Origin of the sequence: Campylobacter concisus (assembly GCF_003048675.2) — a bacterium.
Lineage (GTDB): Bacteria > Campylobacterota > Campylobacteria > Campylobacterales > Campylobacteraceae > Campylobacter_A > Campylobacter_A concisus_F.
In genome coordinates, this window is the sequence record NZ_CP060707.1 from 301,742 (window position 1) to 314,888 (window position 13,147).

The following is a 13,147-nucleotide window of genomic DNA, read 5'->3' on the forward strand; positions in this document are numbered from 1 at the left end:
AGATGGATAGTTTAGCTTTAATACTTATCATACCGCTCCTTGGTGCTTTGATCTTGTTTTTAAGTCCTAAAAACTATGCAGTACTTAGCGGACTTCATGTCTTGTTTTCTGCTGCGACATCAGTGGCTTTACTTAACAATGTTCTTAAAGTTTTAAGTGGCGGAACTTTTTATAGTTTTGATAAATTTTTATTCTTAGATAGCTTAGGCTGTGTTTTCTTAGTGCTTATCGCCGTAACTGGATTTATAGTAAATTTCTACTCTATCCACTATATGAGATGGGAACTTGAAGATGGACACATTCATTTAAGTGATCTTAAAAAATACTACGCACTAAGCCATGTATTTATCTTTACAATGACTTTAAGTGTTATTTGCAACAACGTTGCGTTTATGTGGGCAGCTATCGAGGCTACTACACTAGCTTCTGTATTTTTGGTTGCTATCCACAAAGATCAAAAATCAACAGAGAGTGGTTATAAATACATCGTTCTTTGCTCAATTGGTCTAGCATTTGCTCTTTATGCAACCGTTCTTCTATACTCAGCTACATATAGCACTTTAGGAGATGGTGAGGCTTCTATGCAGTTTTCAAGCATAATGGAAAATGCTAAAAACCTAAATCCAGATGCTGCAAAACTTATCTTTGTATTTGCGCTAATTGGTTTTGGTACAAAAGCTGGTCTTGCTCCAACTCACACTTGGTTGCCAGACGTTCACGCTGAAGGCCCAGCACCTATCTCAGCATTGCTATCAGGCGTACTTTTAAAATGTGCGATGCTTGCACTTTTAAGATACTACGCTATCGCAGCTCAAGCAGTTGGATTTAGCTTTGTTGAAGGCATAATGATCGTATCAGGAACTATCACACTTTTTGTAGCGGGATTTTTCCTAATAAGACAACACAACGTAAAAAGAATGTTTGCATACCACTCAATCGTTCACATGGGTGTTATCGCATTTGCACTTGGTGTTGGCGGTAAATTTGGTCTATTTGCAGCGATATTCCACTGCTTAGCTCACAGCTTCACAAAAGCTTTGGCATTTTGCTCAACAGGCAATATCGCAAGAATTTACGGCCACAAAGATATGAGTAAGATGGGCGGTATGGTTAAGATCGCACCGATCACCACTATAATGTTTGGCGCGGCTGTTTGCTCACTTGTTGGTGTTCCAGCGTTTGCTATATTTGTTAGCGAATATAACGTCTTTGTTGGAGCTATCACAAGCGGTCAATACATCGCAGTTGCACTATTTGCTATTGCACTTGCAGTTATTTTCATAGCTGACTTTGCACACTTTAATATGGCAAGCTTTGGCGAGCCAAAAGGTGTGGTTGTTCATAATAAAGAGATGAGTTTGTTTGAAAATTTACCTCTTATAGCACTCTGTGCCCTTATCATAATCTTTGGCGTATGGCACGTAGATAGCTTTTATACGCTAGTAAATAACGGTGTTAATATAATGATGGGAGCTTTAAAATGAGAGGCGATAAATTTGTTGAAATCCTAAAAACAAAGGTAAAAATTTTAGAAGTAACTCGTCAAGCAGACGATCAGATCACAGTTTTAGTTGATAGAAACGATCTTCCACTAGCTGTTAAGACACTTTATTATGATATCGGTGGCTTTATAAGCACTATGATACCAAACGACGAGCGCCAGATAAATGGCTGCTATGCGCTTTACTATGCTATCTCAATGGAAGGTAGCAAGATGACTGAGGCCGACGACTTTGCAGCTGAGGATAAGTGCTTTATCACAGTTAAAACCCTTATCCCAGGAAGCGATCCGACATTTCCATCAGTTACTCCGCTTGTGCCAGCTTGTGTTTGGTATGAAAGAGAAGCTTATGATATGTTTGGTCTAGTAGCTGAGGGTCTGCCTGATAAAAGACGTCTAGTTTTAAGTGATGACTGGCCAGACGGACTTCACCCACTTAGAAAAGATGCTATGGACTACCGCTATCGCCCTGATCCAGTTGATCACAGAGATGAGCCTGATGCGGAGTTTTTATTTCCAACAGGTGACGCAGTAGTCGATGTGCCACTTGGACCACTACACGTTACATCTGATGAGCCAGGTCACTTTAGACTTTTCTGCGACGGCGATGAGATTATTGACGCTGACTACCGCTTGTTCTATCAACACCGCGGTATGGAAAAGCTAGCTGAAAACAGAATGAACTATGATCAAATGGGCTATCTTGCAGAGCGCGTTTGCGGAATTTGTGGTTATGCTCACGCTATTGCGTGTATCGAGGCAGCAGAAAAAGCTATCAAGCTTGAAATCCCACTAAGAGCTCAAGCTATACGCGTCATCTGTCTTGAGATTGAGCGTCTTCACAGCCACCTTTTAAATATCGGTCTAGCTTGTGAGGTCACTGGTAACTACAATGCATTCATGCACATCTTTAGGGTTCGTGAATACTCTATGGAGCTAGCTCAACTTGTAACTGGCGGACGTAAAACATACGGCAACGTCGTTATGGGCGGCTTAAGACGTGATATGACAAACCATGAGATCAAAAAAGGCTTAGAGATCATTAACAAACTTGACATTCAAATTTCAGAAATTTGGGATGCAGTTTTGGAAGATAAACGCCAAATCGGACGCTGGAAGGGTGTAGGTATCTTAGATCGTCAAATAGCACGTGACTTTAGCCCAGTTGGTCCAAATATGAGAGGTTCTGGCTTTAAACGTGATAACCGCTACGATCACCCATACGACTTCTTCAAACAGATAGAATTTGAAGTAGCAGTTGAGCATGGTTGCGACGTTTTTGCTCGTGAGATGGTTAGATATAAAGAGCTAAAAAGCTCTATCCACATCATCCGCCAATGCTTTGAGATGATGCCTCAAACTCCGATCATGATCGATCCTGTGACTATGATCAAGCCTGAGAATTTCGCACTTGGTCACGACGAAGCACCACGTGGTGAGAACGTCCACTGGATCATGCAAGGTAGCGCTCAAAAAGTATATCGCTGGAGATGTAGGGCTGCGACATATAACAACTGGCCAAGCCTAAGGTATCAATTTAGAGGAAACAATATAAGTGACGCTGCACTTATCGTTTGCTCACTTGACCCTTGCTACTCATGCACCGAGCGTGTTACTTTGGTTGATGTAAGGACTAAAAAAAGTAAAATTTTAACAGAAAAAGACCTTAAAAAATTCTGTCAAGATGGCGGGGTTAGTAAGAAGGATTTAAGATGATGAAGTTATTTGACATCACAGAAAAATATGGAAAGGCGACATACGCCTATCCATTTGAGCCATATATTGTGCCTGAGAATTTCCGCGGTCAGCCAGACTATACATACGATCTTTGTGTAGGTTGTGCAGCTTGCGGTGTCGCTTGCCCTAGTAACGCAATAGAGCTTAAGATGAACGATGAGCAAACAAGGCTTGTTTGGCAGTTTGACTGTGGTCGCTGCATATTCTGCGGTCGCTGCGATGAGGTTTGCCCAACTGGAGCCGTAAGACTTAGCGATAGCTTTGAGCTTGCGGTTAAATTTGACAAGAGCGCTCTTATCCAAAGAGGCGAGCTTGAGATGCAAACTTGCAAATGCTGCGGCAAGCCATTTACGCCAAAAAGGCTTATAAATTTCACCCTTGAAAAGCTTGGCACAGCAAATTTACTCCCAGGCAGACTTGAAGAGGCAAAAGAGTATCTTTTTATCTGCCCAGAGTGCAAGAAAAATCAATCTGCTGAGAGGCTAACAAAAGGCGTTGAGGAGGCTATAAAATGAGTCTATATCAAGTCCCAGAGGACATAAAAACAGCAAATGACCTAACTGCAAAGCTAGAGCATTTAAAAAATATCAAAAGAAGCTTTAGCGTTTATAGGATCGACTGCGGAAGCTGCAACGGTTGCGAGATCGAAATTTTCGCTGCTATTACGCCGATGTGGGACCCTGAGCGCTTTGGCTTTAAGCTTGTAGCAAACCCAAGACACGCTGATATCTTGCTTTGCTCAGGACCAGTCACAAGACAGATGTATTATCCACTTCTTCGTGCTTATGAAGCAGCTCCAGATCCTAAGATCGTAGTTGCTTTTGGTGCTTGTGGAAGTACTGGCGGAATTTTCCACGATGCTTACAGCGTTTGGGGCGGTATAGATAAGATAATCCCAGTTGATGTCTATATCCCAGGCTGCCCTCCACACCCAGCAAGTGTTATTTATGGTCTAGGTATGGCTCTTGGCATCATTGATCAAAAGCTACACAAAAAAAGCTACGAAAATGATAGCACTACGCCTCCTCCAGTTAAAAAGTCAGTAATGGGCGATATCTTGTTTGAACGTGACTTGCATGCTGAAAGTAAAAGGCTAATGAGCTATATCTTTGGTAGAACACTATTTGAAAAATATATGGACGCTATCAAAGCTTCAAGCGACATCCACAACCCAGAGCTTGCACGTGAAGCGGTTATAGCAGCTATCAAAAAAGAAGATGATCCTAGATATGCTGAGTGTATGGCACTTTTACACAACGATGTCTATCTAAAATATGCAAAAGCTGGTAAAAATTTTGCGATTGATGTTGATAGTGAGGTTTGGAGTAAAAGATGATACAAGTTTATAAGCTTACAAAAAGGCATATGGACGACAACGAAAAGCTTCCACGCGAGCTAAAGGAGATAAAAATTTTCTCCACTTGCGTGGGACACGGCGTTGGTACGATTGATTTTAGTGAGAAGATCTTAGAGCTAAGCGATGAGGAATTTGACGAGATGATCAAAAACTCAGGCGAATATGTGAAATTTAAGATCGGAAATTTAAGCAAGTATTTTGAAGTTGAAATTTTTGCTGAGCATATCGCTAGACTCTTGCCACAGCTTTGTGAGTGTAAGCTTAAAGAAATTTTGGCAAATTTAAAAGAGGGATATATCGTGCTTAGGAAGGACTTTTGATGAAAAAGGCCATCCTTTGCATCGGTAATCCTATGCGTGGCGACGATGATGTTGGCAATGAAGTCGGCCGCATCGTAGAAACTGAGCTAAAAGAGTGGAAGGTCTTTTTTGGGCAAGATGTGCCTGAGAATGAATTTTCAGCTATTAGAGAATTTGCGCCTGACATTTTGATAGTAGTTGATGCGATGAGCGGCTTTGATGAGGATAAGATAGAGTTTTTTGACCTAAGTGACGATAGAGACTACATCTACTCAACTCACAACCTACCAACGCCGGTGCTTTTAAGCTATTTGCGTAAAATTTGCCCAAAGACGCTTTTTCTTGGCATTAGCGTCTTGCTTGAAAATGTCCTTGATTTTGAAGAGGGACTAAGCGAGCAGGCTAAAAAAAGTGCTAGAAAAGCTTTTTTAAGAATTGTAGAGATTGATAAAAATTTAGTTGGTTAAATTTAGTAAGAGCTAAATTTAATCTGGGGTTTGCTAAAGATAAATTTGATCATTTTGGATTTGAAATTTAGTGTAAAACTAATTTTTAAACATTAAATTTTGACGCTAAAATGTCTATCTTTGGCACTACTTCTTTGCTTTATATTTGTTATAGATCAAAGAAGGTCAAATAAAAAGGAGACGTGATGTTAAATCCGGCAGAAACCGCTCAAGCGGTGTCAAGTTCTATGGAGCATAAAGCTCATACGCCACTTGTAAGCATTATCTTCCTTGCTATTATGGCTGGAGCTGCTATTGCAATGGGTGATATTTTTTGGGCTCACTCAACAGTTGGTATGGCTGAAAAACAGTCTATCGGTCTTTCAAACTTCATCGGTGGTATCACATTTAGCTGCGGCCTCATGATGGTTGTATTTTATGGTGGTCACCTATTTACTAGCTCTGTTTTAAGTGGTGTTAGTGCATATGATGGCAAATTGCCACTTGGCAAAACCATAAGCTACTGGGTAATTGTTTGGATATTTAACTTCGTTGGTGGCGCATTGATCGCTTATATGTACTACTACTCTGGTTTGCCACTAAAATACGACGGCTACATCTTGCAACACTTCGTACCAGCAGCTATTGGCAAGATCACAGCACCATTTCATGAGTTATTTCTTCGTGGTATCTTTTGTAATGTCTTTGTTTGTATGTCTATCTGGACTGCGACAAGCGAGAGCAACCTATCTGGTAAATTCTTTGCCATTATGTGGATGATCGGCGCATTCGTTGCTTGCTCAATGGAACACTGCGTTGCAAATATGTTCATCATCACTGAAGCTATCATCTCTAAAGCTCACTACATAGCAGCAAGCGGTGGCGATATCAACGCTGCAGCAGCTTTACTTCACACTACAGCTGATAAGCTAGATGTCATCAACTGGACAAATTTCTTAAGCAAAAACTTGCTTCCAGTTACACTTGGCAACATCTGCGGTGGTCTTTTCTTTGTTGGTCTTGTTGGCTTCATGGCTAATAAATTTGATATGAAGAAAAAAGCTTAAAACTAACTTTTAGTCTTTGCTTTTATGGCAAAGGCTAAATTTTAAATTTCTCTCTTCCTTACCTTAAAAGTTTCAAAAAAATCTCTTATTTTTTATCTAAAAAATGTCACACTCATCTTAAATTTATCGTTTTAACTCCCCCTTATTTGAAAATTTGTGACATTTTGGAGTTTAAAACATCTTGGCTAATAAATTTAGAGCAATAATAAAGCTAAAATTTAATATAATCCCACGAAAAAAGGAGAGTCTATGAAATTTTTCAATGCATTTTTTACTGGCATTATATTTGTTCTTGCTCCTATTTTTACGCTATTTGTCGGAATTTACAATAACTACTTTTCATTTTATGGCATAAACGAGTATTTCAATGTGATTTTTGTGGATAATGTGCCTTTTTTGTGGCTTTTACCTGTGTTTTTTATATTTGGATATTGTTTCTTTTACGCGCCATTTAGGAAAATTTTTAGAGCCTTTTATCTGCTCTTACTTGTGCTTTGCGCACTCAGTTGGTATCCTGATTTTGGACGAAGCTTGGGCGAGGCTTATTTTATGAGTAAGCCACTTGAGATGGATCTATCTTCAAATTTACAAAGCGAGCAAAAAACAAGCGGCAAAGTCCTTTATGACGGACGAAGAGAAATTTATTTTCTAAGAAGTGACAATGATAAAGTCGTTAAAATTTCAAAGTAAAGTTTTACCTTTATTTAGTTACAATGGCATAAAAATTTAAAGGTTTAAAATGCGTATAAAACTTCCACACGTCCCTTATGTCTCACATAAAATAGCAATAGATCTTTTAAACTGTGGTTTTGTAAAGTTAAACAAAGGTATCGAGCCAATCGTAGCAAAAGCAAGTGAAATTTTAACTACTGACGTTCAAAAAGAAAGAGCGCTGGACGAGCGAGTAAATGAGCTTTTAGAGAAAAACGAGGACGAGATGCAAACTATGCAAATCGACCGCAAAAATATGTTTTGGCTCGTTAAAAAGAAACTTGCTGGCGAATTTGACGTCATTTTAACTCATGAAGATAGATTTAGCAATGTCGCTCACAAGATACTTGAAGCTATCTGGAAGAGCGATTTGGTGGAGTATAACGTATCAGAAAACCGCGTGAAAAATGTCATTTATAGCTCGATAGATGAGTATCTAAAAAGTTATGAGAAGATAGAAGATAGCGTCTATGAGATGATGCAAAACTACAAACGCAAACTTATCCCTGGAACTGACGAATACGACCTGATTTTCGAGCGTTTGTATCAAGATGAGCTTAAAAAAAGAGGAATGCTTTAATGAAAGCTTATATTTACATTGAAAACGGCGTTTTTTTAGAGGCAAAAGCCTTTGGTGCTCACGGCGAGTGCGCAGGCGAGCTCGTTTTTAATACCTCTATGACTGGCTATGAGGAGATCATGAGCGATCCAAGCTATGCTGGTCAGTTTATCGTCTTTACTATGCCAGAGATCGGCATCGTTGGCATAAACGAAGATGATATGGAGAGCCTTAGAATTCATGCAAGTGGCGTCATAATGAGAAACTACAATGAAATTTCATCAAACTACCGCTCGCAAAAATCTTTAGGCAAATTTTTCGAAGAGCAGGGCAAATTTGGCGTTTATGATGTTGATACTAGATATTTGACAAAGATGCTACGTGACGAGGGCGCTTTGATGGCTTATATCTCAACGCAGATAAGCGACAAAGACGAGCTAAAACGCAGGCTTGAGAGTAGCGGACGCATAGAAAATATAAACTACGTAAAAACAGTCAGCGCTATGGACGAGTACGAGCATAAAAAAGGCGCTTGGGATAGAAATTTAAAGTCATATAAGCCGCTAAAAAGTATTGGCAAAAAGATAGCTGTTTTTGACTTTGGCGTAAAGAGAAACATCCTAAATGAACTATGCGAAACTGGCCTTGAGGTTATCGTCGTACCACACGATACTAAGGCTGAGGTTTTGATAGAGAAATTTAAAAATGGCGAGATAAACGGGGTATTTTTATCAAATGGCCCAGGTGAGCCAAAGAATTTAAAGGCTGAGATCGCCGAGATCAAAAAGATGATAGAGGCCAGGATCCCGATATTTGGCATCTGCCTTGGTCATCAGCTGCTTTCAAATGCCTTTGGATACGAGACATATAAACTTAAATTTGGTCAGCACGGAGCAAATCATCCAGTCTTAAATTTAGAGACAAAAGCGATCGAGATAACAACGCAAAATCACAACTATAACGTACCAGAGAGCATCGCTGAAGTAGCGGTTGTGACACATAGAAATTTGTTTGACAACACGATCGAGGGTGTAAGATACAAGGACTATCCGATCTTCTCGGTGCAACATCACCCAGAAGCAAGCAGCGGTCCTAACGAGAGCAAATATATATTTAAGCAGTTCTTAGAAATTTTATAATATGCAAAACATAAGCCTTTACATGATTATCACAGTTGCGCTTTTGAGCAGCTTTAGTCATTGTATCGGCATGTGTAGCGGGTTTTTGAGCTTGCAAGCTCTATTTTTTAAAGGCAAAAGCAAGAGTGAAATTTTAATGCTAAGCGCGCTTTATAACCTAGCTAGAATTTTTGCTTATGTGGCTTTGGGAGCTTTGTTTGGCGCTTTTGGAGCAGCCATTAGTTTTGGTATGCAAGCAAGAGGCGTGATATTTTTCATAGTTGGCTTAGTGATCGCATTTATCGGTATCGCCTTGCTTTTTAGGGGTGAGCTTTTAAAATTTATAGAAAATGAAAAAGCACTTAAATTTATAGTAAAAATGGCAAAAACAAGCGCACAAAAGAGAAATTTGGCAAATTTCTTGCTACTTGGCTTTTTAAATGGGCTTTTGCCTTGCGGCGTGGTCTATTATTTCTTAGCGCTTGGGGTTTTAAGCGCAAATGTGGCTGACGCATCCCTGATAATGCTTATCTTTGGGCTTTGCACCTTACCAGTGATGCTGTTAGCTAGCTTTGTTTTTGGTTTGCTAAGAGAGAAATTTAAAGAGATCATGTTTAAGCTCTCAGCTTGCATAATGATCTTAAACGGACTTTATCTATCATTTTTAGGATATAGAGCAAATGCCTAGTTTAAATTTAGATGAAAATTTTCTATCAAGTAGCGATGGCATGAGGATTGCTAAGCTTGCGATGATGGGCGAGATGATGGCAAATATAACTCACCAGTGGAAGCAGCCGCTAAATGAGCTAAGCTTAGTTTTATATAAGATGAAAAAGCTAGCACGCAGCGAAGATGGCGAATTTATCGGCTCTTATGAGAGGGCTATGCAGATCATAAAGTATATGTCAGAAACTACTGATGAGTTTAGCTCGTTTTTAAATCCAAACACACTTTCTCAAGAATTTAGCCTAGCAGACGCAGCCAGAGCATCTATACAGATCGTAAAAGGCGTAATGAAAAAAGAGGGCATTCATATAGAGCTTGAGGTGCTAGGGGACTCTAAAATTTATGGTCATAAAAACAGGCTCATGCAAGTCATCATAAATTTACTAAATAACGCAAAAGACGCACTAAATTTACAAAAGATAGAAGAAAAAAATATAAAAATAAAGATTGATAGCGATGAAAAATTTGCTTACCTAAGCGTAGAAGATAACGGTGGTGGCATAGATAAAAATGTGATAGATGAGATATTTAAGCCGTATTTTACCACCAAAGAAGATGCCAAAGGCACTGGCTTAGGACTTTATATGTCAAAGCAAATAATCGATCAATTTAACGCAGAAATAACAGCGGGCAACAGCGATAATGGAGCCTGTTTTTTAATAAAGTTACCACACAAAGGAGAGATAGATGAATAAAATTTTAAAGAACCTAACGGTTTTGCTTGTCGAAGACGATAGCGACAGCAAAAAGATCATGCACGATGTGCTAAGTGACAATTTTGAAAAAGTTTTTACTGCTCAAAATGGTGATGAAGGTTTGAAAAAATTTAAAAAATACAACCCAAATATGGTAATTACAGATGTATTTATGCCAATTAGTGATGGACTTGATATGACAAGATATATCAAGGAAATTTCTAAAGACACACCTGTCATCGTCCTAAGTGCGCATAGCGAAAAAGAGACTTTATTAAAGGCTATCGATGTTGGCGTTGATAAGTATCTCATAAAACCTATCATGGCAGACGATCTTTTAAAAACGATAGAAAATGTCGCAAAAAGCAAGATAGAAACTGCAAACATCATCCAAGTTGCAAACGGATATAGCTTTAATAAGATCAAGCGCGTACTTATCAGAGATGGTGTTGAAATTTCACTTACTAAAAAAGAGCTTGCATTTATCTCACTTTTGATAAAAAGACTTGGTACGCTCGTGCTTCACGATGAGATCAAAAGCGTCGTTTGGGTTGGTGAGAGCGTTACAGAAGCAGCTATCAGAACCTTTGTTAAGCGCGTTAGAGATAAAGTTGGCAACAACTTTATAAAAAATGTCCCAGGACTTGGTTACAAAATAGACAGAAGACTTTCCTAGTTAATGAGAATTTATATTAATTAAGTTTTTTTATAGTTCTTATACTTTAAAATAACGAATCATTAATATAAATTTAACTAGGAGGATATTTTATGCGACCATCTCAGCTACTACACTATGATTATAGTGTAGCAAAGCTATTTATGTTTGCCACGATACTCTTTGGTATCATAGGCATGGTTGTTGGCGTAGTTATAGCCTTTCAAATGGCCTGTCCAGAGCTTAACTACATAGCCGGCGAATATTCGGCGTTTGGGAGGTTGCGTCCTCTTCATACTAATGGCATCATTTTTGGCTTCATGCTCTCAGGCATCTTTGCCACTTGGTACTACATCGGACAGCGTGTTTTAAAGGTCTCGATGAGCGAGTCGCCATTTTTGATGTTTATCGGCAAGCTTCATTTTTGGCTATATATGCTTGTTATGGTTTTGGCTGTTGTTACGCTTTTTATGGGTGAGAGCACAGCTAAGGAGTACGCTGAGCTCGAGTGGCCACTAGATATCGCAGTGGTTGTTGTTTGGGTACTTTGGGGTGTTAGTATATTTGGCCTAATCGGTATCCGCCGTGAAAAGACACTTTATATCTCAGTTTGGTACTACATCGCTACATTTTTAGGCGTTGCGATGCTATATCTATTTAACAACATGGAAGTTCCAACAAGACTTGTTAGCGGATATGGCTCATGGCTACACTCTGTCTCTATGTACGCTGGCTCAAACGACGCTTTGGTTCAGTGGTGGTACGGCCACAACGCGGTTGCATTCGTTTTTACAGTGGCGATCATCGCTCAAATTTATTATTTCTTACCAAAAGAGAGCGGTCAGCCGATATTTTCATATAAACTATCGCTATTTTCATTTTGGGGTCTGATGTTCATCTACCTTTGGGCTGGCGGACACCACCTCATATACTCTGCTACGCCTGATTGGATGCAGACTATGGGTTCGGTCTTTTCTATCGTTTTGATCCTGCCTTCGTGGGGTTCAGCGATAAACATCCTTCTTACGATGAAGGGCGAGTGGGCGCAGCTTAGAGAGAGTCCGCTTATTAAATTTATGGTTCTAGCTTCGACATTTTATATGTTCTCAACACTTGAAGGCCCGATACTTTCTATCAAGTCTGTAAATGCCCTAGCGCACTTTACTGACTGGGTACCAGGACACGTTCACGACGGCGCTCTTGGATGGGTTGGCTTTATGATCATGGCGGCACTTTATCACATGACACCGCGTGTATTTAAGCGTGAAATTTACTCAAAGTCGCTAATGGAAGCTCAGTTTTGGATACAAACAACAGGTATCGTCTTATACTTTGCATCTATGTGGATCGCTGGTATCACGCAAGGTATGATGTGGAGAGCGACTGATAGCTACGGAAATTTACTCTACTCGTTTATAGACACGGTAGTCGTGCTTATCCCATACTACTATATAAGGGCTATTGGCGGACTTCTTTATCTAGTTGGCTTCTTGATGTTTGCTTATAACATCTATAAATCAACTTCTGCTAAAGCTATCTTAGCAGAGCCAAAAAGCGCTTCGCCAATGGGTGGCGGGGCAAAAGCTAGCGCGGAGGTGATGTAATGTTTGCTTGGTTAGAAAAAAATCCATTCTTTTTTGCAGTTTGCGTCTTTATAGTCATCGCTTACGCTGGCATAGTTGAAATTTTACCAGACTTTGCAAACAGAGCTAGACCACTTGAGGGTACAAAGCCTTACACCGTTTTGGAGCTAGCTGGCAAAAACATCTATATGCAAAATGGCTGCAACACTTGTCACTCTCAAATGATCCGTCCGTTTAAAGCAGAGACCGATAGATACGGTATGTATTCGCTAAGTGGCGAGTTTGCATACGATCGTCCGCACCTTTGGGGCTCAAAAAGAACGGGACCTGATCTTATGCGTGTGGGTAACTATAGAACGACTGACTGGCATGAAAATCACATGCTAAATCCAGCCTCAGTAGTGCCAGGCTCGATCATGCCAGCATATCCATTTTTATTTAAGAAAAATGCTGATATCGAGACTGCTTACGCTGAAGCGCTAACGGTTAAAAAGGTCTTTAACACGCCTTATGACGAAAAAGATATGCCAGCACTTGGCACGTTAGAGCAGACAAATGCTAACGTCAAGGCTGAGGCTGCAGCTATCGTTGAAAACATGAAAGATGAGCAGGTAAAAAGTGCATTTGAAAAAGGTGAAATTCGCCAGATCGTCGCACTCATAGCTTATCTAAATAGCCTAAAGTAGGAGCGTA

At 39.8% G+C, this 13,147-nt stretch carries 15 protein-coding genes; all 15 read left to right on the forward strand.

Annotated features, from left to right (window positions below; genetic code table 11):
- Positions 1-2: 2 nt before the first annotated feature.
- Complete coding sequence (locus CVT00_RS01560; RefSeq protein WP_107915529.1) at positions 3-1,484, forward strand: hydrogenase 4 subunit F; 1,482 nt, start codon at positions 3-5, stop codon at positions 1,482-1,484.
- A complete protein-coding gene (locus CVT00_RS01565) occupies positions 1,481-3,217 on the forward strand; it encodes an NADH-quinone oxidoreductase subunit C (RefSeq protein ID WP_009294856.1) in 1,737 nt (578 codons plus the stop codon). The genes CVT00_RS01560 and CVT00_RS01565 overlap by 4 nt, the downstream gene beginning before the upstream one ends.
- Positions 3,214-3,753 carry a formate hydrogenlyase complex iron-sulfur subunit gene (locus CVT00_RS01570; protein WP_103646020.1) on the forward strand — a complete coding sequence of 180 codons (540 nt, stop codon included), beginning with the start codon at positions 3,214-3,216 and terminating at the stop codon, positions 3,751-3,753. Before CVT00_RS01565 ends, CVT00_RS01570 begins: the two co-directional genes overlap by 4 nt.
- Complete coding sequence (locus CVT00_RS01575) at positions 3,750-4,574, forward strand: NADH-quinone oxidoreductase subunit B family protein (RefSeq protein WP_103567767.1); 825 nt, start codon at positions 3,750-3,752, stop codon at positions 4,572-4,574. The genes CVT00_RS01570 and CVT00_RS01575 overlap by 4 nt, the downstream gene beginning before the upstream one ends.
- Entirely contained in the window at positions 4,571-4,915 is a 345-nt protein-coding gene (locus CVT00_RS01580; protein ID WP_002939326.1) for a formate hydrogenlyase maturation HycH family protein, read from the forward strand. The genes CVT00_RS01575 and CVT00_RS01580 overlap by 4 nt, the downstream gene beginning before the upstream one ends.
- Positions 4,915-5,361 carry a hydrogenase 3 maturation endopeptidase HyCI gene (locus CVT00_RS01585; protein ID WP_021087517.1) on the forward strand — a complete coding sequence of 149 codons (447 nt, stop codon included), beginning with the start codon at positions 4,915-4,917 and terminating at the stop codon, positions 5,359-5,361. Before CVT00_RS01580 ends, CVT00_RS01585 begins: the two co-directional genes overlap by 1 nt.
- Before the next feature lie 185 nt (positions 5,362-5,546).
- The gene (locus CVT00_RS01590; RefSeq protein ID WP_103567768.1) at positions 5,547-6,407 is read left to right on the forward strand and encodes a formate/nitrite transporter family protein; all 861 of its coding nucleotides are present in this window, start codon (positions 5,547-5,549) and stop codon (positions 6,405-6,407) included.
- A 249-nt stretch (positions 6,408-6,656) separates the two neighbouring features.
- Positions 6,657-7,097 (forward strand): isoleucyl-tRNA synthetase, encoded by a 441-nt coding sequence (locus tag CVT00_RS01595; protein WP_107915528.1) that lies wholly within the window; start codon positions 6,657-6,659, stop codon positions 7,095-7,097.
- A gap of 49 nt (positions 7,098-7,146) precedes the next feature.
- Complete coding sequence (locus CVT00_RS01600) at positions 7,147-7,698, forward strand: DUF507 family protein (RefSeq protein WP_002939254.1); 552 nt, start codon at positions 7,147-7,149, stop codon at positions 7,696-7,698.
- A complete protein-coding gene (gene carA / locus CVT00_RS01605; RefSeq protein ID WP_107915526.1) occupies positions 7,698-8,816 on the forward strand; it encodes a glutamine-hydrolyzing carbamoyl-phosphate synthase small subunit in 1,119 nt (372 codons plus the stop codon). The genes CVT00_RS01600 and carA overlap by 1 nt, the downstream gene beginning before the upstream one ends.
- Before the next feature lie 22 nt (positions 8,817-8,838).
- Entirely contained in the window at positions 8,839-9,483 is a 645-nt protein-coding gene (locus CVT00_RS01610; RefSeq protein WP_107915531.1) for a sulfite exporter TauE/SafE family protein, read from the forward strand.
- Complete coding sequence (locus tag CVT00_RS01615; RefSeq protein WP_103637482.1) at positions 9,476-10,216, forward strand: sensor histidine kinase; 741 nt, start codon at positions 9,476-9,478, stop codon at positions 10,214-10,216. Before CVT00_RS01610 ends, CVT00_RS01615 begins: the two co-directional genes overlap by 8 nt.
- Entirely contained in the window at positions 10,209-10,892 is a 684-nt protein-coding gene (locus tag CVT00_RS01620) for a response regulator transcription factor (RefSeq protein WP_012001191.1), read from the forward strand. Before CVT00_RS01615 ends, CVT00_RS01620 begins: the two co-directional genes overlap by 8 nt.
- Positions 10,893-10,984: 92 nt before the next feature.
- On the forward strand, positions 10,985-12,475 hold the full coding sequence (gene ccoN / locus CVT00_RS01625) for a cytochrome-c oxidase, cbb3-type subunit I (RefSeq protein ID WP_021084787.1): 1,491 nt from the start codon (positions 10,985-10,987) through the stop codon (positions 12,473-12,475).
- Complete coding sequence (gene ccoO, locus CVT00_RS01630; RefSeq protein WP_002939297.1) at positions 12,475-13,140, forward strand: cytochrome-c oxidase, cbb3-type subunit II; 666 nt, start codon at positions 12,475-12,477, stop codon at positions 13,138-13,140. Before ccoN ends, ccoO begins: the two co-directional genes overlap by 1 nt.
- Positions 13,141-13,147: the final 7 nt, after the last annotated feature.